Source organism: Sphingomonas sp. PEI4, from assembly GCF_056679955.1.
This window is the reverse complement of sequence record NZ_CM155258.1, coordinates 676,967-695,757: the sequence shown is the minus strand read 5'-3', so window position 1 is coordinate 695,757 and position 18,791 is coordinate 676,967. Positions and strand designations below refer to the sequence as shown.

Sequence of the window (18,791 nt, the reverse complement as noted above, 5' to 3'; positions counted from 1 at the left end):
AACCGCCTTGTTGATCCTCTAGCCGAGGCCGGTAGGGGAGACCCGTAATTCCGACGAACGGAGCAGGCGTGACAGTTATCGAGCAATCTCCGGGTGGTGATGCCCCCCCGGGTGCGGGCGAGCTTCAGTATCGGCTTCGCCAACAGTCTATCCTCGCCGATTTCGGGATCGAGGCCCTGCGCGCGCGGGATCTGGATCCCATGCTGCAGCGGGCAACCGAATTGTGTGCCGAGGGGATGCGGTCGAAATACTGCAAGTTCCTCGAATATCGGCCTGAGCAGGATAGTTTGCTGGTGCGTGCGGGGACTGGTTGGGCGCCCGGCGTTGTGGGCTCGACCGAGATGCGGATCGATCTCGCGTCGCCCGCGGGGTTTGCGCTGGAGACGGGCGAGGCAGTGATCTCGAACCATCTGGAGAACGAGGAGCGGTTTCGCACGCCCGCGTTCATGGCCGAGCACAACATCCGCCGTGCAATCAACGTATTGGTCGAGACGTCGGGCAAGCGGTTTGGCGTGATCGAGGTCGACAGCCCGGACGAGGGCAAGTTCGAGCCAGCCGACCTGTCGTTCATGCAGGGGTTCGCCAACCTGATCGGCGTGGCGATCGAGCGGCAGCAGGCCGAACAGCGGCTGAGCGACGCGATGGAGCATCAGGAACTGCTTACGCGGGAGGCCAGCCACCGTGTGAAGAACAGCTTGGCGCTCGTCTCGGCGATGCTCAACCTGCAGATGCAGGAGGACGACGATCCGCGGATCACGCGGCTGCTCGGCGATGCGCAGGCGCGGATCACGGCGATCGCGCAGACGCACGATCAGCTCTGGCGCGGCGAGCAGGTCGGGATCGTCGCGCTGAACGATCTGGTGTGCGGCATCGCGACGGGACTGGCCGAGCAGGCGCCCAACCACCGGATCGAGTGCGACATCGATGCGATCCTGATCAGCGCGGATACGGCTATTCCGGTCGGGCTGCTGGTTACCGAGCTCGTCACCAACGCGATCAAATATGCGTATGACGATGCGGGTGGCGCGATTGCGGTGACGATCCGCAGTGCGGCGGGGCGGATCGTGTTGACGGTGTCGGATACCGGGGCCGGATTGCCGGCGGACTTCGACCTGAAGACGGCGTCGCGCAAGAGCCTCGGGATGCGGATGATCGGCAGCCTCGCGCGGCAGTTGCGGGGGACGATCGTGATCGAGAACGCGGCGGTTGGGACGTGCGCGACGCTCGACGTGCCCGATCCGCGGGTCGAATTGGCTTCATCCTGACGGCCGCTCCGGCATCCTGACGAAAGTCAGGATGCCTCGGCAGTGTTCTCCTGCGAACGCAGGAGTCCGGGGCCGGAAGCGTTTCGTTTGGTATCCTGGACTCCTGCGTTCGCAGGAGAACACTGTCTCAGGCTGCTACCGCGTCTGCCTTGGTCGCCATCCAGGCTTCGGCCTTGGCGAGTGCGGGGCCGTCGTCGACGTCGATCCAGTCGATGTCGCTGCAATCGACGATGCGAGCCAGGCCCTGCGCGGCTAGCAAGCGGACGCCTTCCGTTAGCGATGGGCTGGCCAGCGTTGCCAGTGCGTCCGAAAGCGCCGGCCCGATCGCGAACACGCCGGTGTCATAGCAGTCGTGTGGTTCGAGGCCCTTGCCGATCGCGACGATGCGATCGCCTGCGGTCGCGACGCAGGTCACGTCTTCCGGGTCTACCCAATCGTGGCCGAGCCGCCGGTCGATACCGAGACGGAGGCCGCCGCCAGCACCGGCTTTCGCCATGCGGGCGTAGAGGTCTGGGCTGACGAGGTGGTCGCACATCGCGAGGATTGCTTCGCTGCCCGCGAGTGCATCACGCGCCGCGAGTACCGAAACGCCGTTCGGCTTGCGGTGGTCCGCCAGAACCGTCTCGACTGCCAGCGGCCAGCGCCGGCTTGCGAGATACGCCTCGATTGCCTCGCGCCCGTAGCTGACCGTCACGATCGCGCGCGCGAAACCAGCCTCGGCCAGTCCCTCGAGCGCGTGTGCGATCAACGGCCGCCCCGCCACCGCGCAGAGCGGCTTGTACGGGGCGGACGTACGAAGGCGGCTGCCTTCCCCGGCGGCGAGGATGACAGCCGTGTCGATCATGTCAGGCGGCCTTGATGAACCGCTCGACTTCGATCTGCGCGAGATCGTCGGTCATCTGCGTGCGCGGGTGCTTGCAGAAATACGCCGAGGCAGGGTCGATCACGCCGGCGATGCCGCGATCCTTGGCGATCTTGGCGCAGCGGATCATGTCGATCGCGACACCCGCCGAGTTGGGGCTGTCCTCGACCGAGAGACGCAGTTCGATGTTCATCGGCACGCCGCCGAACAGTTGGCCTTCCATGCGCAGGAAGCAGACCTTGTTGTCGTTCTGCCAGGGCACATAGTCCGACGGACCGATATGCACGTTGTCGTCGTCCATCCGCTCGGCTGCGACCGACTGGACCGCTTCGGTCTTCGAGATCTTCTTCGATTCCAGACGGCGATGGTTCGACATGTTGAGGAAGTCGGTGTTGCCGCCGGTATTGAGCTGATACGTGCGATCCAGCTTCACGCCGCGCTTGGCGAACAGGTCGGTCAGCACGCGGTGGACGATCGTCGCGCCGAGCTGAGCCTTGATGTCGTCGCCGATGATCGCGACGCCGGCGTCTTCGAACTTCTTCGCCCATACGGGGTTCGACGCGATGAAGACGGGGATGTTGTTGACGAACGCCACGCCCGCTTCGATCGCGCACTCGGCGTAGAATTCGGTGGCTTCCTGCGACCCTACGGGCAGGTAGTTCATCAGCACGTCGGCGCCCGACGCCTTCAGTTCGGCGATGACCTCTTCACGCGTCGGCTCGGGCGCGTCGGCGACCAGGAACGTACGGTCGTCCTTGAAATCGGCCATGTGCTCGGCGACGCCGTCGAGCTTCTTGCCCATCTTCACGATCGTGCCGGTGTTGCCGACGTTGGGTGCGAACACTGCGGTGCAGTTCGGCTTGGCGAAGATCGCCTCGGCCACGTCCTTGCCGACCTTGCGACGATCGACGTCCCAGGCCGCGACGACCTTGATGTCGCTTGGCTTGTAGCCGCCCATGTCGAAATGCATCAGGCCAACCTGGTCGTTTGCCCCCTCGCGATAATGCTCGAGACCCTGGACGAGCGAGCTCGCGCAGTTGCCGATGCCGACCACGGCGATCCGAATGCTATTCATTACTGACCCTGTTCCTTACGAAAGATGCATGCGCGACGCGGTCTTCGGTCGCGACATTGTGCTACGGACGAAAGCACGTTCGACACGACGGTGCCAGACGAGCCCGACGATGGCGACGAGCGTCAAGGCGACGATCTCGAACCACCAGAAGATGCGTGGGTTGCCCACGAAGCAGGCGACGAAGATCGCCCATACCCGGACATTCGCGGTAAGCAAGGCCATCAAGCGCAATGGCGCGACGGCGCGGACCCCGTAACTGGCGCCCAGCGCGACCGGATCGCTAGCCTGACCGAGCGTCCGCTCGAATGGCATGGCGATACGGTCGATGCTGCTGGCGACCCCATCATAGAAGCGGACGAGCGCGTTGCCGGTGGGAACGGGAAGCGCGTCGAGCGCCACGCCCCTGATGCGGCGATGGAAGCGCGAACGCTCGCCTTCGTACATGTTCGACTGCACCGCATGTGCGCCACCGGCGGCAAAAGCGAGAATCCAGCCATCCGGCGTGTCGATCGTCAGCGCGAGCGAGATGTAGATCAGCGCGAACACGCCGTGATCGCACAGTCCGTCGAGCATCCGGCCAAGCGGGCTCGCCGTCTTGGTCGCGCGCGCTACCATGCCGTCGAGTCCGTCGGCGATCAGCCACCCGATCGACAGCGCCAGACCCACCAGCGTGAGCGCCCAATTGCCCCATTGCGTATAGGCGAGCGCGGCCGCTCCGCCGAGGCAGAGCCCGGCCACCGACACCGAATTCGCGGAAATCCCGCGCGCCAACGCAAGCGGGAGCAACGCGCGTCCCGCCGGGTGAATCAGCCAAAGGTTAGATGGGATCTCGATCCGGCGATCGCGCGATCCATCCGGTGGAGCCACTGTCATAGGATTTTCACAATGCGCCCGACACACAGATTATGCAAGATGGCGTGGCTAACCCTACGGAACGCTTGACCGCAATTCTTCGATCCAAGCGGTTGCGATCCCGTCCGAAGGCGCACGCCAATCGCCGCGCGGGGATAACGCGCCGCCGCCTGAGACCTTCGGTCCGTTGGGCATCGCCGATCGCTTGAACTGGCTCGTCGCGAAAAATCGGAACAGGAATTTCTCGAGCCATTTCCGGATCGTCGGCAGGTCGTAGGCAACGCGTGCGTCGGCCGGCAGGTCCTCCGGCCAGTCGCCGACGCTCGCATCGCGCCACGCATGCCAGGCGAGAAACGCGATCTTCGATGGTGCGAGACCGTAGCGGATCACGTAGTGCGCGAAGAAATCGTTCAGCGCATAGGGGCCGATCATCGACTCGGTGCTCTGCAACGCGCCATCCGCTCCTGCGGGGACCAGCTCGGGTGAAATCTCCTGCGCAAGGATCGTCGCCAGGATGGCGTCGGTCGCCGCGTCATACTGGTTGGTGCGGATGCACCAGCGGATCAGGAACTGTATCAGCGTCTTCGGCACGCCGGCATTGACCGCGTAGTGGCTCATCTGGTCACCGACGCCGTAGGTGCACCAGCCGAGCGCCATCTCGCTGAGATCGCCGGTGCCGAGCACGATCCCGCGGCGCTGATTGGCAAGGCGGAAGAGGTAATCGGTACGCAGCCCCGCCTGAACGTTTTCGAAGGTGATGTCGTAGACGGGTTCGCCCTCGCTGAAGGGATGGCCGATATCCTCAAGCATCCGTGTGGCGGCCGGGCGGATATCGATCTCTTCCGCGGTGATGCCGAGCGTGCGCATCAGCGCCCAGGCGTTCGCCTTGGTCCCCTCGCCGGTCGCGAAGCCCGGCATGGTGAAGCCCAAGATGTTCGTACGAGGGCGTCCGAGCCGGTCCATCGCCTTCGCCGCGACGATCAGCGCGTGGGTCGAGTCGAGCCCGCCCGATACGCCGATGACGATCGTATCGGCATTCGCGGAGGCGAGCCGCTTCGACAGCGCCTCCACCTGGATGTTGAACGCCTCGTAGCAATCGTCGTCCCGCCGCGCCGGATCGTTCGGGACGAAGGGGAAGCGGCGCACGGCGCGCTCCAGACCGTTTGCTCGACTGTTTGCTCCCTCTTCACGAACCAGCGGATGATCGAAGGCGATCCGTCGGAAGCGTGTTTCGGGATTGCCGGCAAATATTGCCGCGTCGTTGAACGTGCCGGTCCGCAGGCGCTCCTGTGTGATCCGTTCGCAGTCGACGTCGACGATCACCAGATCCGGCTCGGTCGCGAACCGCTCCGATTCCGCGAGTTGTTGGCCGAGTTCGTGGATCAGGCCCTGGCCATCCCATGCGACTTCCGTGGTGCTCTCGCCCGGTCCCGCGGCGGAGTAGACGTATGCGCAGACCGCGCGGGCCGATTGTGCCGCCGCCAGCATCGCCCGGTCGCGCGCCTTGCCAATGACGATGTTCGAGGCGGACAGGTTGCAGCAGATCAGCGCCCCGGCCAGCGCACCCGCGGTCGAGGGCGGGGTAGGAGCCCAGTAATCCTCGCAGATCTCGGCATGGAACACGAAGCCGGGCAGGTCGCGCGCGGCGAAGATCAGGTCGGTCCCGAACGGCACCTCCTTGCCGCCAAGCTCGATCGTAAGCCCGGTCATTCCGATGCCGCTGGCGAACCAGCGCTTCTCATAATACTCGCGGTAATTGGGCAGGAACGTCTTCGGCACTACGCCGAGGACCTTGCCCCGACCGATCGCCAGCGCGCAGTTGTACAGCCGCCCGTTCCGTACCAGCGCCGCGCCGACCAGCAACACGGGCCGCAAGGTCGCACTCGCCTCGACCACCGTCGCGATTGCCGTAAGCGTCGCTCGTTGCTGCGCCGTCTGGAGATGCAGGTCGTCGATCGCGTAGGAGGTAAGGTTCAGTTCCGGGAACACGACAAGGTCGACGTCCCGCGCGTCCGCCTCGCGCGTCAAGGCGACTGTCGCCTCGGCATTCGCGCCGGTATCCCCCACCGAGGCGCGCGGCGTGGCGGCGGCAACCCGGATCAGCCCGTGATTATGGATCGCGTAGAATGGATGCGTCATGGTGCACCGATAAACGCCCCAGGCCGGTCACGCCACCGGCTTCCAGACGTTTGCAGCAGGTGTGGCGTTAAAAGACGCCGACCGCAGCATCGGCCCACACCAGGACCGCGCAAGCGATCGCCGCGATGATGGCGATCCCGCGCAACGCAAGTCCGGGTATCACGCGAATGGCCAATTCAATCGCTACACCGGTGGCAACCAACAGCAGTGCGGCGCTAAGGAAATCCGAGCGGTCCCAGGCGACCTCTCGCGTGAACCGCATCGCAAATAGTGGCGACACGAGCAGCGCCAGGCTCGCGGACCAGAAAAGCGGGCGCCAGTGGCTGAAGCCGCGCAGGATCAAGCGTTGGGGTAGTGTCATGACGGGCCTCCGCAAGAATTTCGATCTTCTCACTAACGCCGGTTATCTGCAAGTCAGCGAGAAGCAGAAGGAAGCAGCAATGACTATCACGATGTACGGCATCAGGAATTGCGACACGATGAAGAAGGCGCGGACATGGCTGGACGCGCACGGCGTGGCGTATGCCTTTCACGACTACAAGGCAGCCGGGATCGATGCTGCGCATCTCGGCGAATGGATCGGTCGGGTCGGCTGGGAAGTGTTGCTCAACCGTGCGGGGACGACGTTTCGGAAACTTCCGGAAACGGATCGCGCGGATCTGGATGCAGCGAAGGCCACCGCGCTGATGCTGGCGCAACCGTCGATGATCAAGCGGCCTGTGCTCGATACCGGTGCGACGCTGCTGGTCGGGTTCAAGCCCGAGGCGTATGAGGCGGCGGGGCTGGGGCGCGCCTGAAGGAGATCAGCATGCCGGTTGCGAGTTGGAATGGCCGCGAGATCGCACGTTCGGAGGATACCGTCGTCGTCGAGGGCAATCATTACTTTCCTGCGGACAGCGTCGATCCGGCGTTGCTGGAAGATAGCGTGACTCACTCGAACTGCCCGTGGAAGGGCGTGGCGAGCTACAAGACGCTGGTCGTCGGCGGGAAGCGGAACGTCGATGCGGTCTGGTATTACCCGGCGCCGAAATCGGCGGCGGCCGAGATCGCGGGGCGATATGCGTTCTGGAAGGGCGTGACGGTCGAATAAGGCAGCGCGAGCGCCTTTCAATCCTCCCCCGAGAGGGGGGGTGTCGCCGGGGGCGACGCAGAAGGAAGACACGGAACAAAGGTTTCCCTTTCCGCCCCCTCCGTCAGGCTATGCCTGCTGCCTCAGGCTATGCCTGCTGCCCCCCCCTGGCGGGGGAGGATCGAGACGAGGGCGCTAGATAGCACCCGAGAACGTGTCGCACTGCGCGGGATCGCCGCTGTCCAGTCCGCGCTTCAGCCACGACTGGCGCTGTGCCGATGTGCCGTGCGTGAAGCTGTCCGGTACCACGCGACCCTGTGACTGCTTCTGCAACGTGTCGTCGCCGATCGCCTGTGCGGCGGTCATGCCCTCCTGGATATCGCCGGTCTCGAGCCGCGACCTGTTCGCCGCCGCCCACACGCCGGCGTAACAATCCGCTTGTAGTTCGAGGCGCACCGACAGCGCGTTGCCTTCTGTCTCGCTAGCCTGACGCTGTGCCTGCTGGACCTGTGCATTGGTGCCGAGCAGCTTCTGGATGTGATGGCCGAACTCGTGCGCGATCACATAGTCCTGCGCGAAGTCGCCCTCGGCCTTGAACCGAGTCGACAGCTCGCTGAAGAAACTGGTGTCGAGGTAGATGCCCTGGTCGGTCGGGCAGTAGAACGGCCCCATCGCCGACTGCGCCGCGCCACAGCCAGACTGGCCACTGCCGTCAAAGAACACCAGCTTCGGCGCCTCGAACCGCTGGCCATTCTTCTGGAAGATCGCCTCCCACGTATTGTCCGCCGAGCTGAACGCGTTGCAGGCGGCTTTGCTCTCGGGCGTCAGGTTGCAGCTTGACGCGGTATCCGTGCCGGCGCGTGGTGCCCCGCTTTGCGTCGTCGGTGCGGACGTCTGCCCACCGCCGAGCAGTCCGCCGAGACCGCCCATGCCGCCGAACACGGCCATCAGGATCAGCACCACGACGATCCCGCCGCACCCGAAGCGACTGCCGATCATCGGCAACAGCCCCATCAGCAGGCCTCCGCCGCCGCCGAAGCCGCCTCCACCGCCGCCCGAGCCGCGCTGGTCCTCGACGTTGATGTTCGGATCGTAATCGTCGAGCCGCATGATATGCCCCTTTTCGTTTCTGGTTGGGAACGAAATGCGCAAGGTGGCGGTAGAGTTGCACGGCCGGGATGCTTGCGGCGCGATAGGCTTAAGGAGTGTGCATGTTCCTGAAGGGCAAGACCGCGGTCATCACCGGATCCACCTCTGGAATCGGGCTCGCTTATGCCAAGGCATTCGCCGCCGAAGGTGCCGCGGTGGTGCTCAACGGCTTTGGTGATCCCAGCGTTATCGAACGGGAGCGAGCTGCGCTGGCGACGACCAGTGGAGCGACCGCGCTCTACGATGCCGCCGACATGACCAAGCCCGACGAGATCGCCGCGATGGTCGCGCGCGCCGCGGCGGAGACGGGCAGCGTCGATATCGTCGTCAACAATGCCGGCATCCAGCATGTCGCAGGGATCGCCGACTTCCCGGTCGACAAGTTCAACGCGATCATCGCGATCAACCTGTCCTCGGCCTGGCACATGATGCGCGCCGCGGTGCCGCACATGCGCGCGAAGGGCTGGGGTCGCATCATCTCGACCGCGTCGGCGCACTCGCTGGTCGCGAGTCCGAACAAGTCCGCCTACGTCATGGCCAAGCACGCGATCGCGGGGCTCACCAAGACGATCGCGCTGGAGACCGCGACCGACGGGATCACCGTCAACTGCATTTCGCCGGGCTATGTCTGGACACCGCTGGTCGAGAACCAGATCCCCGACACGATGGCGGCACGGGGGATGACGCGCGAACAGGTGATGAACGACGTGCTGCTGGCGGCGCAACCGACCAAGGAGTTCGTTACGCCCGAACAGGTCGCGGCGTTCGCGCTGTTCCTGTGTCGCGACGAAGCCAAGGCGATTACCGGCGCGAACCTGTCGATGGACGGCGGCTGGACGGCAGCCTGATCGAGCACGGAAAAGTGTTATTCTTCCGCGGGATACTGGCGTAGTTTCGGCGTGTAGATGGGGTCGATAGCAATGCGTGTTTTGGAAATAGCAGCCTGCATGATGATGCTTGGATGTGGCGTCGGTGCGGCCTGCGCGGCGGTTCCGTTGCGGCATGACGGCGGTAGCGGGGACGCTCGCGAGAAGGACTGGCGTCGGGTCGCTACCGTCGCCGATCGCGGGCGTTTGCGGGGATGGCGCGGGGCGTGGGTCGATGCGCTTGCCGAAGTCGATCCCCGCGAGATCGCGAAGGAGCCTCAGTTGTTCAATCCGGACCGCTCGCTAGCCGATGCACTGCCACCATCGGGCGCATATCGGTGCCGGACGTTCAAGCTCGGTGCACGTGGCGGCATCGGCCCGACGTTCGCGGCGTCGACGGCATTCGCCTGCCGGATCGACGCGAACGACGATGGCGATGTCGTCAGTCTCGTCAAGCTCGATGGTTCGCAGCGACCTGTTGGAACGATCTTCGCCGATACCGATTCCCGCGCGATCTTCCTGGGAACGATGGAACTGGGCGATGAGAAACGCCCGATGCGCTACGGCCGCGATGCCAGCCGCGACATGGCTGGCCTGATCGAGCGGATCGGCACGCGCCGCTGGCGTGTGGTGCTGCCATATCCGCGGTTCGAATCGGTACTCGACGTGGTCGAACTGGTTCCCGCGTCTTAGCGGGGTACGACCGGTACTGGCGGCTGAGCGGTGGACGTGACGATGCATCGAGCACCTGCCGCGGTAATCACGGTCGCGGGCGCGATCGGTCGCAGGCCCGCGAGATAGGCTTTGCCGTGGAGATCGATGACGGTCAGCCGACCGACGTTCGCGGCAACGACCGCCTTCAGATACGAGCGCGGTTTCTTCATCAGCCTGGGCTGATCCAGCCCGGTCAGCCCGACGAGACGCGCCGCCTCCTTCACGAAGGTGACGCAGTTGTGATCCGAAAGGCGATAGACGCTGTCTGGCTTGCCTTCGCTCCAGGCGTGGACCAGCCGCAGAACGGCGTTGTACTGCGCGTCGGTCATCACCACCGAGAACTGCGCGTCGCTGCTGCCGACGTAGGACGGCTTGGCGATATCGAGCCTGCCCGCGACCGGGCCGAACAGCAGCGCGGGGGTCAGCGATTTCGCGGTGAAGCCGACATTCGTATCGACCGGCGCGCCACCTGCATCGGGCACCCCGCGCAGGGTGATGAAGGCATGTGGAAAGCTGTTGCCGAGTTCATGGCTCCAGAAGGTGATCGTGACGGCGGCCTGTGCGGGAAGCGCGGATCCAAGGCACAGGGCGAGCAGGGCTATCAGCCGAAATAGCGGTCTCATCCCCCAATATTATTTAGAAATGTCGAGCCTTACCAGAGGGATGAGCATAATTTTGATCAGTTTGAGGGGGTAGTTCCGTCATTACCGGCCGGTGCCGTGGAAGCTTGAGGAAGCGTCGCGTTCTCGCGCTTTTCGGGTCGGATATAGATCGAGGAGAGCCTCGGGACGGCAACGCGCAGCTCGGTCTCTATCGCCTCGATCATCGTCTCGCCGTCGCCCATCGTCACCGAATCGTCGAAGTCCGCGCTGATCGCGGCGAAGATGCTTTCGGGCGCGGTGTGGATCGTGCGGACGTGATTGACCGAGACGATCCCCGGATGTGCGGCTACGAGTCTGCGGATCGTCGCGATCACCGCCGGGTCCGCGCGCTCGCCGATCAGCAGGCCCTTCGATTCGCGCGCGAGCAGCACCGCGACCAGCGCGAGGATCAGGCCGATCGCGATCGAGGCGGCGCCGTCGATGCGCGGATCGTTGAACGCATGGCTCGCCCAGATGCCGACGCCCGCAATGACGAGACCCGCGAGTGCGGCAGAATCCTCGAACAGCACGATGAACCCGGCAGGATCCTTCGACCGGTGGATAGCCTTCCACCAGGCCATGTCGCCCTTCGACTTCGAGAATTCGCGCACCGCGATCGTCCAACTGCTGCCCTCGAGCGCGAACGAGATCGCGAGCACGACGTAGTTGATGATCGGGCTGGTGAGTGGCTCGGGCTGCTGGATATGTCGCCACCCTTCGAAGATCGACACGCCCGCGCCGATCGCGAAGATCAGGATCGCGACGACGAACGCCCAGAAATACAGCTCGCGGCCATAACCGAACGGATGTGCCTCGTCGGCAGGACGCTTCGCCTTGCGCTGGCCGTAGAGCAGCAGCACCTGGTTGCCGCTGTCGACCACCGAGTGGAACCCTTCCGTCAGCATCGACGACGATCCGGTCATCCCGGCGGCGACGAATTTCGCCACGCCGATCCCCAGATTGGCAGCGAGGGCGCCGTAGAGGACCATGTCGTCCTTGATGCGAGCGGTCAGTGTCTTGGTCATGCCACCGTCCTACACGAGGCGGCGGAGTTGGAAAAGGTGGGCTTCGCAATGGGTTGTGGAAGCTTAGTCGGGTGCAAGGTCGACGGGGGCGGCTCTGGTAGACGGACGTACCCGGCACACCCGCTCCGTCATCCTGACGAAAGTCAGGACCCAGAGCCACGAGCTTCAGCGCCCGTTATCCTGGATCCTGACTTTCGTCAGGATGACGAGCGGCGGGGGCACACCGTCCCTTTAAACAGGAATACCCCCCCCCGATGGACGAGCCATCGGCGGGTACCTTTCCTCCCCAGGAAACTCTTGAACGGGTTTAGCCGAGACGACCGAGGCGGTGATACAGCGCACTCATCCGGGTCAGCCTTTCGTCGTCGATCGACGTCTTGCTGATCATCTCGCCGAGCACTTCCTTCATCAACGCGAAATCATTGGTCGAAAAGACGGCGCGAGCGCGGGGTTGTTCGGTGGTCGTCTGCATGTCTTGCCTCCTCAATCGGCTTGTCTCTCTCTTTACAGTGTCCGTGTGCCGAGAGAGGCGATGCCCGTTCAATACCCAGCAATGCCGGTGCGTTGAAAGGCGAGACCGCAACGTGGCAAGGTCGCACTGTCCGCGGGTCTTGTGTTGCGTGTGTCGATCTGTAAACATTGTGACAGGGGGGGTAGCGATGGCGGAACGTAAATTGCTGGCGGGGCATGCGATCCGTCGCTTGCGGCGCGGGGCGGGGCTGACCCAGGCGGCGATGGCGGACATGCTGTCGATCAGCCCGAGCTATCTCAACCTCGTCGAGCGCAACCAGCGGCCGATCTCGGCGACCTTGCTGATCAAGCTCGCCGAAAGCTTCGACTTCGATCCAAGGTCGCTCACCGCGGCCGAGCCGGGCGGCGGCGCGGACGCGATCCGGCGGCGGTTGGCCGACCCGATGTTCGCAGACCTCGAAATCGATCGCAACGAGGTGGAGGAATGGCTCGCCAGCGCGCCGGGCGGTGCCGCTGCGTTCGCGCGCGTGTTCGACCGGATCGGTGGCGGCGCGGTCGTCGAGGCGGGTGACGATCCGGTAACGCTCGTTCGGCGCGAGATCGAGCGCTGGCGTAATCACTTCGCCGACCTCGACGCCACGGCCGAAGCGCTGGCCGACGAGTTGCGGTTGGGGGCGGGCGATCTCTACGGTGCGATCGCCGAACGGCTGCGGGCGAAGCACGGCCTGACGATCCGGGTGTTGCCCGCCGACGTGCTGCCCGACACGTTGCGTCGTCTCGATCTGCACGCGCGCCAGTTGCAGCTGAGCGAGATGCTCGACCCCGCCTCGCGCACGTTCGCGGTCGCATTCCAACTCGGCCAGATCGAGGCGAAGGCGGAGATCGATGCGCTGGCGAAAGGCGCGGGGTTCACCGATCGCGCGGCCGAGCGACTCTACCGCCGCCATCTGCTCGGGTACTTCGCCGCCGCATTGATGATGCCGTATGCCCGCTTCCTGCGCGGGTGCGAGACGACGGGGTATGATATCGAACTGTTGCAACGCCGGTTCGGCGCGGGCTTTGAACAGGTCGCGCACCGGCTGACGACGTTGCAGCGCGTCGGTGCGCGCGGCTTGCCCTTTTTCATGATCCGGATCGACCGCGCTGGACAGGCGTCGAAGCGCTATCCCGGTGCAAGCGGCGCGGCGCTGGTCGAGGCTGACGGGCGTTGCCCATTGTGGCGACTGCATCACGCGTTCGACCGGCCCGGCAGCCTGATGGTGCAGCTTGTCGAACTGGAGGACGGCGCGCGCTGGCTGACCATGGCACGGACGGTGACGCCGCAGGGTAGCCGCTTTGGGGCGGTGCATGCCGAGTTCGCGATCGGCCTCGGCGTCGCGGCGGCGCAGGCAGGCGTATTGGCGGCGGCGAGCGGGTTCGATCTGGCGGGGAGGGCGATGCCGATCGGGCTCGGGTGTCGCGCCTGTTTCCGCAACGATTGCCCGCAGCGGTCCGTCGCGCCAGCGGGGCGGGCGCTGCTTATAAATGAGCGGGAGCGGCGGACCTCGGCGCTGACGTTCGCGGGCGACTAATTGATCCTCCCCCGCAAGGGGGAGGTGGCAGGCGCTCGCCTGACGGAGGGGGAGGAACGGCGAACCTCTGTTCCGTGTCCGCCCCCTCCGTCACCTTCGGCGACACCTCCCCCTTGCGGGGGAGGATTAAGTAGTCAGGCGCCGGCAACCATCAGTGATTCCAGTTGGTCCTTCGTCAGTTCCAGCGTCATCGCAGGCAACAGGTCTTCGATCTGCTTGACGCTGGTGGCACTCGCGATCGGGGCCGTCACGCCCGGCTGCGCGATCAGCCACGCGAGCGCAATCTGTGCATGCGTCGCGCCGGTAGCCTCCACCACCGAGTCCATTGCATCGAGGACGGTCTTGCCTGTGCCTTCGAGCAGTTCGCCCATGCGGCCGCCGCGGACGCTCTGGTTCAGGTCGTCCTTGGTGCGGTATTTGCCGGTCAGGAAGCCGGAGGCGAGACTATAATAGGGCAACACGCCGATATTCTCGGTGACGCAGTAATCCTGCAGTTCGCCTTCGAACTTGGTGCGGCTGACGAGGTTATATTCGGGCTGAAGAACGTGATAGCGCGGCAGGTCCGACGTCTTGGCGGCATCGACCGCGGATTTCAGGCGCGCCGCATGGAAGTTCGACGCGCCGATGACGCGAACTTTACCCGCGTCGACGAGCTTGCCGAATGCTTCGAGGACGGCATCCTGCGGAACGTCCTCGTCGTCCTGGTGCGCGTAATAAAGATCGATGCGGTCGGTGCCGAGGCGCTTGAGCGAGGCTTCGGCGGCGGCGGCGATGCGGGCGGGAGCGAGTTTCTCGCCACCTTCGCCGGGGAGCATGCCGACCTTGGTCGCGATCAGCACGTCGTCGCGCTTGGCGCTGGCCTTCAGCCATTCGCCGATCATACTTTCGGACTCGCCGCCCTTGTGGCCGTCGACCCATGCCGAATAGGCGTCAGCGGTATCTATCATCGTGCCCCCGCCGGCGACGAACGCGTCGAGCACGGCAAAACTGGCGGTGCGATCGGCGGTCCAGCCGAACACGTTGCCGCCAAGGACGAGGGGGGCGATCTTCAGATCGGTCGAGCCAAGGCGGCGAAGGGTCATCGGGTCTGGTCGCTTTGATTCGAGGGTATATTGGTATCGTCAGGAGCGGCGGCGACCGAATTCAGGTCGACGCTGTTTGCATCGAGCATCGCGGCTGCTTCATTCAACTGGTGCGCTTCGTCCGCGGTAACGGCGCCGGGTTCGCGCGCGGGCGAGCAGGCCGCGAGCGCGGAGATGGCAAACAGCGCCCCCACCACCACGCCGCCTTGCCAGCGCGGGCTGGTGTCTTTTCGCAGGGGTCGCAGTGACCCGAACCGGGAGACCCAAGCGTTCGCTGGAGAGACGGGAAAGTGGGGGCGCCAGGTCAACGCTTAGTCCTTGATCGCGTTGCCGGCGCGGGTCAGCGCGTTGCCGGTAGCGTCGGCGGCGCGGTCGGCACCGTTGTCGATCGATGCGCCTGCACGGTCCGCACCGGCTTCGACCCGGTCACCCGCGCGGTCGGTCTTGGCGTCGAGATTGTCGGTTGAGTTGTCGAAGCGAGCGGCGGCATTGTCGAGCGAACGCTCGGCCGAACCCAGGGCGCGATCGCTGGCGGCGCTGACGTCATCGACGGCGTTGGCGGTTGTCGCGCTCGCATCGGCGGCGATCGCGTTGGCAGCCTGCGCGGTCTGGTCCTGCGCGTTGTTGCTGCAGGCTGCGAGGCTGGCGGTCAGGGCAAGTGCGGGGATCAGGAACGTCTTCATAGGTATCTACTCCCGTGGATGTCGTCTTGTGGACCAGCAGGTGCCGGGCCCATAGCGCAATCGAACGCGGACGAAGCGTTTCCGATCCGTCACGATTTTTCGCGTTGCGACGATCCGCCGACATGTACGGCGATTTTCAAAGACGCTGACGGCCGCGTTGACCTCATATAAAGAAATCTTTATATGACCGGTCATGACGATGGCGCTCGAAATATTCCGTGCTTTGGCGGACGCGACACGGTTGCGAATTCTTGCGCTGCTGCGACGGATGGAGCTGTCGGTCGGCGAGCTCGCGCAGGTGCTCGGGCAGAGCCAGCCGCGCGTCTCGCGGCATGTGAAGATACTGTGCGATGCCGGGCTTGCCGAACGCCGCAAGGAGGGAAGCTGGGTGTTCGTCGCGCTGGGGGCTGCGGACGTTGTCGAGCCGGTCGCGAGTGCGCTCGATGTCTGGGCGAAGGCGGAGCCGGATCACTGGGCGGTCGCCGATGCGGCGCGGCTCGCGGCGGTGCGTGCGGACCGGGCGGCAAGCGCGGCGGCGTGGTTCGAGGGGCATGCCGACGAGTGGGATGCGATCCGGTCGCTGCATGTCGCGGACAGCGAGGTCGAGGCGGCTATGGCGCGCGTGCTGGGCGAAGCGCCCGTGGGGACGTTGATCGATATCGGTACGGGCACCGGGCGGATGCTCGAGTTGTTCGGCGGTCGGGCGACGGTGGCGCTCGGGATCGATCGCAGTTCGGAAATGCTCAGGCTGGCACGTGCGAAATTGCATGACATGACGCACGCCGAATTGCGGCAGGCTGACCTGTACGCGCTGCCGATGGCGGATGCCGCGGCGGACGTCTCGATCCTGCATCACGTACTGCATTTTGCGCAGCAGCCGGGCGCGGCGGTGCGTGAAGCGGCACGCGTGCTGGCTCCCGGTGGGCGGTTGCTGATCGCCGACTTTGCGAGCCACGACCGTGAGGAGTTGCGGTTGCGTGACGCACATACGCGGCTTGGTTTCGCGGACGAGCAGATGGCGACGTGGTTCGAGGCGGCGGGCTTGCAGACGGTACGCGTCGAGACGCTCGAGGGCGGTGAGTTGACGGTGAAATTATGGCTTGGCCGGAAGATCGGTGCGAGCTTGCGTGAGGTGAAGGCGGCATGACGAACATTTCGATCCCCCAATTGGCCGAGGCGCGCCGCGCGCTGGAAGAACCGCTGTTCGCCGATCTGGCGGGCGACGTCGGCCTGAGCTTCGAGTTCTTCCCGCCAAAGAGCGAGAAGATGGAGGCGCAGCTCTGGGAGGCGATCCGTACGCTGGAGCCGCTCGGTCCCGATTTCGTGTCGGTAACCTATGGCGCGGGCGGGTCGACGCGCGAGCGGACACATGCGACGGTGGCGCGAATCCAGCGCGAGACGTCGATGAATGCCGCTGCGCATCTGACGTGCGTCGAGGCGACCAAGGCTGAGATCGATCAGGTTGCCGAGGAATATTGGGCGGCGGGCGTGCGGCATATCGTGGCGCTTCGCGGCGACATGCCGACGCTGGGGCAGCCTTATCAGGCGCATCCGGGCGGATATGAGAACGCGGCAGCGCTGGTCGCCGGTTTGCGGAAGCTGCATCCGTTCGAGATTTCGGTCGCTGCGTACCCCGAGTGCCACCCGGAGTCGGGGGGGCATGATGCCGACCTCGACAATCTGAAGCGCAAGCTTGATGCGGGCGCGACGCGCGCGATCACGCAGTTCTTCTTCTCGCCCGAGGCGTATTTCCGGTTCCGCGACCGGGTCGCGGCGGCGGGGATCACTGCGCAGATCCTGCCGGGGATTTTGCCGGTGTCGAACGTCGCGCAGACGCGGAAGTTCGCGGGCGCGTGTGGCGCGGAGATCCCGGCGTGGATGGACCGACTGTTCGAGGGTCTCGACGATCACCCCGCCGCACGGCAGCTCGTCGCGGCGACGATTGCGGCCGAGATGTGCCGGCGGCTGTACGCGGGCGGCGTGAAGGATTTTCACTTCTACACGCTCAACCGCGCTGAGTTGGCCTACGCGATCTGCCACATGCTCGGTGTGCGTGCGAAGCCGAGCGAAAAGGTCGCCGCGGCGTAATCCCCCTTCCGCTTGCGGGAGGGGTTAGGGGAGGGGCTGGCCCAACCCGACCGGCTCGTTTGCGACACTTCCCTCCCCCGACCCCTCCCGCCTGCGGGAGGGGAGGAGATTGACGATGACACTACGTGAACGTTTCAACGCGGAAGCCGCCAAGCGCATCCTGATCACCGACGGCGCGTTCGGGACCGAGATCCAGAACTGGAAGCTCGACGAAGCCGCCTATGCGGGCAATCTCGGCCTGAGCCACGACCAGAAGGGCAACAACGACATCCTGGCGATCACCAAGCCGGAAGTCCCCGAAACGATCACGCGCGAATATCTCGACGCGGGCTCGGACATCGTCTCGACCAACACGTTCAGCGCGAACGTGATCAGCCAAGCCGATTACGGCGCCGAGCATCTGGTGCGCGAGATCAACGTCGAGTCCGCCCGGATCGCCCGCGCGCTCGCGACCGAATACGAGGCGAAGGATGGCCGTCCGCGCTTCGTCGCGGGCGCGATCGGGCCGACCAACAAGACGTTGTCGCTGTCGCCCGACGTCAACGATCCGGGCTTTCGCGAGATCGACTTCGATTATCTCAAGGGCGTGTACCGCGAGCAGATCGACGCGCTGCTGGAAGGCGGCGAGGGGGTCGGCGTCGACTTCATCCTGATCGAGACGGTGTTCGATACGCTCAACGCCAAGGCCGGGATCATGGCGGCGATCGAGGCGGGTGACGATCTCGGCCGTGACGTGCCGATCATGCTGTCGATGACGCTGACCGATCTGTCGGGGCGCAACCTGTCGGGGCATACGGTCGAGGCGTTCTGGCACGCGGTGCGGCATGCCAGGCCGGTGACGATCGGGCTGAACTGTTCGTTCGGTGCGGAGCAGCTGCGGCCGCACGTCAAGACGTTGAGCGCGATCGCGGACACGCTGATCATGATCTACCCGAATGCGGGCCTGCCCAACGAACTCGGCGAATATGACGAGCAGCCCGCGACGACCGCCGGGTTGGTCGGCGAGTGGGCGGTGGCCAAGCAGGTCAACGTGCTCGGCGGCTGCTGCGGGTCGACCCCGGCGCATATCAAGGCGATGGCTGACGGTGTGCGGGGGCTTGAGCCGCGCGTCGTGGCGAGCCCCGAAGTGCGGACCAAGCTCGCCGGGCTAGAGCCGTTCACGATGGCCGCGTAACATACTGCTCCCTCTCCCCGTTGGGGAGAGGGCCGGGGTGAGGGGCGCCACAAGCGCTGCCGCCC

The 18,791-nt window shown here is 65.1% G+C and carries 21 protein-coding genes; 9 read left to right on the top strand and 12 right to left on the bottom strand.

Going from position 1 to position 18,791, the window contains the following annotated elements:
- The first annotated feature begins 68 nt into the window (after nucleotides 1-68).
- Nucleotides 69-1,265, top strand: a complete 1,197-nt coding sequence (locus AC1MLZ_RS03045; protein WP_480960390.1) for a sensor histidine kinase — start codon at nucleotides 69-71, stop codon at nucleotides 1,263-1,265.
- Between the two features lie 127 nt (nucleotides 1,266-1,392).
- Here AC1MLZ_RS03045 and AC1MLZ_RS03040 read toward each other — a convergent pair whose 3' ends face one another.
- The 5 genes from AC1MLZ_RS03040 to AC1MLZ_RS03020 all read right to left on the bottom strand — a co-directional run bounded on the left by AC1MLZ_RS03040 (nucleotide 1,393) and on the right by AC1MLZ_RS03020 (nucleotide 6,554).
- A complete protein-coding gene (locus tag AC1MLZ_RS03040; RefSeq protein ID WP_480960389.1) occupies nucleotides 1,393-2,109 on the bottom strand; it encodes a phosphocholine cytidylyltransferase family protein in 717 nt (238 codons plus the stop codon).
- 1 nt (nucleotide 2,110) lies between these two features.
- Nucleotides 2,111-3,202 (bottom strand): inositol-3-phosphate synthase, encoded by a 1,092-nt coding sequence (locus tag AC1MLZ_RS03035; protein ID WP_480960388.1) that lies wholly within the window; start codon nucleotides 3,200-3,202, stop codon nucleotides 2,111-2,113.
- Between the two features lie 15 nt (nucleotides 3,203-3,217).
- Complete coding sequence (locus AC1MLZ_RS03030) at nucleotides 3,218-4,075, bottom strand: CDP-alcohol phosphatidyltransferase family protein (RefSeq protein WP_480960387.1); 858 nt, start codon at nucleotides 4,073-4,075, stop codon at nucleotides 3,218-3,220.
- Between the two features lie 54 nt (nucleotides 4,076-4,129).
- A complete protein-coding gene (locus AC1MLZ_RS03025) occupies nucleotides 4,130-6,193 on the bottom strand; it encodes an NAD(+) synthase (RefSeq protein WP_480960386.1) in 2,064 nt (687 codons plus the stop codon).
- 67 nt (nucleotides 6,194-6,260) lie between these two features.
- Entirely contained in the window at nucleotides 6,261-6,554 is a 294-nt protein-coding gene (locus AC1MLZ_RS03020) for a hypothetical protein (protein WP_480960385.1), read from the bottom strand.
- A gap of 79 nt (nucleotides 6,555-6,633) precedes the next feature.
- Here AC1MLZ_RS03020 and AC1MLZ_RS03015 point away from each other — a divergent pair, with 79 nt between their 5' ends.
- Together AC1MLZ_RS03015 and AC1MLZ_RS03010 are read left to right on the top strand one after the other, a co-directional pair.
- Nucleotides 6,634-6,990, top strand: coding sequence for an ArsC family reductase (locus tag AC1MLZ_RS03015; protein ID WP_480960384.1), 357 nt, complete (start codon nucleotides 6,634-6,636; stop codon nucleotides 6,988-6,990).
- An 11-nt stretch (nucleotides 6,991-7,001) separates the two neighbouring features.
- Nucleotides 7,002-7,283: a DUF427 domain-containing protein gene (locus AC1MLZ_RS03010; RefSeq protein WP_480960383.1), complete on the top strand. Its 282-nt coding sequence runs from the start codon at nucleotides 7,002-7,004 to the stop codon at nucleotides 7,281-7,283.
- A gap of 174 nt (nucleotides 7,284-7,457) precedes the next feature.
- Here the strand turns inward: AC1MLZ_RS03010 and ypfJ are convergent, their stop codons facing one another.
- On the bottom strand, nucleotides 7,458-8,372 hold the full coding sequence (gene ypfJ, locus AC1MLZ_RS03005) for a KPN_02809 family neutral zinc metallopeptidase (RefSeq protein ID WP_480960382.1): 915 nt from the start codon (nucleotides 8,370-8,372) through the stop codon (nucleotides 7,458-7,460).
- A gap of 101 nt (nucleotides 8,373-8,473) precedes the next feature.
- Between ypfJ and AC1MLZ_RS03000 the strand changes: the two genes are divergently transcribed.
- Together AC1MLZ_RS03000 and AC1MLZ_RS02995 are read left to right on the top strand one after the other, a co-directional pair.
- Nucleotides 8,474-9,259, top strand: a complete 786-nt coding sequence (locus AC1MLZ_RS03000; protein WP_480960381.1) for a 3-hydroxybutyrate dehydrogenase — start codon at nucleotides 8,474-8,476, stop codon at nucleotides 9,257-9,259.
- Between the two features lie 102 nt (nucleotides 9,260-9,361).
- Nucleotides 9,362-9,970, top strand: a complete 609-nt coding sequence (locus AC1MLZ_RS02995; RefSeq protein WP_480960380.1) for a DUF4893 domain-containing protein — start codon at nucleotides 9,362-9,364, stop codon at nucleotides 9,968-9,970.
- Here the strand turns inward: AC1MLZ_RS02995 and AC1MLZ_RS02990 are convergent.
- The 3 genes from AC1MLZ_RS02990 to AC1MLZ_RS02980 form a co-directional block, all read right to left on the bottom strand.
- Nucleotides 9,967-10,614, bottom strand: coding sequence for a hypothetical protein (locus AC1MLZ_RS02990; RefSeq protein ID WP_480960379.1), 648 nt, complete (start codon nucleotides 10,612-10,614; stop codon nucleotides 9,967-9,969). The genes AC1MLZ_RS02995 and AC1MLZ_RS02990 overlap by 4 nt on opposite strands.
- A gap of 56 nt (nucleotides 10,615-10,670) precedes the next feature.
- Nucleotides 10,671-11,657 (bottom strand): cation diffusion facilitator family transporter, encoded by a 987-nt coding sequence (locus AC1MLZ_RS02985; protein WP_480960378.1) that lies wholly within the window; start codon nucleotides 11,655-11,657, stop codon nucleotides 10,671-10,673.
- A gap of 307 nt (nucleotides 11,658-11,964) precedes the next feature.
- Complete coding sequence (locus AC1MLZ_RS02980) at nucleotides 11,965-12,129, bottom strand: hypothetical protein (protein WP_164913371.1); 165 nt, start codon at nucleotides 12,127-12,129, stop codon at nucleotides 11,965-11,967.
- A 187-nt stretch (nucleotides 12,130-12,316) separates the two neighbouring features.
- On the opposite strand from AC1MLZ_RS02980, the gene AC1MLZ_RS02975 reads away from it, so the two are divergent.
- Complete coding sequence (locus AC1MLZ_RS02975) at nucleotides 12,317-13,699, top strand: helix-turn-helix domain-containing protein (protein ID WP_480960377.1); 1,383 nt, start codon at nucleotides 12,317-12,319, stop codon at nucleotides 13,697-13,699.
- 134 nt (nucleotides 13,700-13,833) lie between these two features.
- Here AC1MLZ_RS02975 and AC1MLZ_RS02970 read toward each other — a convergent pair whose 3' ends face one another.
- The 3 genes from AC1MLZ_RS02970 to AC1MLZ_RS02960 are packed head-to-tail and all read right to left on the bottom strand — an operon-like array spanning nucleotide 13,834 to nucleotide 15,464.
- Entirely contained in the window at nucleotides 13,834-14,781 is a 948-nt protein-coding gene (locus AC1MLZ_RS02970; protein WP_480960376.1) for an aldo/keto reductase, read from the bottom strand.
- Nucleotides 14,778-15,089 carry a hypothetical protein gene (locus AC1MLZ_RS02965; RefSeq protein ID WP_480960375.1) on the bottom strand — a complete coding sequence of 104 codons (312 nt, stop codon included), beginning with the start codon at nucleotides 15,087-15,089 and terminating at the stop codon, nucleotides 14,778-14,780. The genes AC1MLZ_RS02970 and AC1MLZ_RS02965 overlap by 4 nt, the downstream gene beginning before the upstream one ends.
- A gap of 3 nt (nucleotides 15,090-15,092) precedes the next feature.
- Nucleotides 15,093-15,464: a hypothetical protein gene (locus AC1MLZ_RS02960; protein ID WP_480960374.1), complete on the bottom strand. Its 372-nt coding sequence runs from the start codon at nucleotides 15,462-15,464 to the stop codon at nucleotides 15,093-15,095.
- A gap of 193 nt (nucleotides 15,465-15,657) precedes the next feature.
- On the opposite strand from AC1MLZ_RS02960, the gene AC1MLZ_RS02955 reads away from it, so the two are divergent.
- From AC1MLZ_RS02955 to AC1MLZ_RS02945, 3 genes are all read left to right on the top strand, one after another.
- Nucleotides 15,658-16,611 carry an ArsR/SmtB family transcription factor gene (locus AC1MLZ_RS02955; RefSeq protein WP_480960373.1) on the top strand — a complete coding sequence of 318 codons (954 nt, stop codon included), beginning with the start codon at nucleotides 15,658-15,660 and terminating at the stop codon, nucleotides 16,609-16,611.
- Nucleotides 16,608-17,552, top strand: coding sequence for a methylenetetrahydrofolate reductase (gene metF / locus AC1MLZ_RS02950; protein WP_480960372.1), 945 nt, complete (start codon nucleotides 16,608-16,610; stop codon nucleotides 17,550-17,552). Before AC1MLZ_RS02955 ends, metF begins: the two co-directional genes overlap by 4 nt.
- Before the next feature lie 115 nt (nucleotides 17,553-17,667).
- Nucleotides 17,668-18,726: a homocysteine S-methyltransferase family protein gene (locus tag AC1MLZ_RS02945; protein ID WP_480960371.1), complete on the top strand. Its 1,059-nt coding sequence runs from the start codon at nucleotides 17,668-17,670 to the stop codon at nucleotides 18,724-18,726.
- Nucleotides 18,727-18,791: the final 65 nt, after the last annotated feature.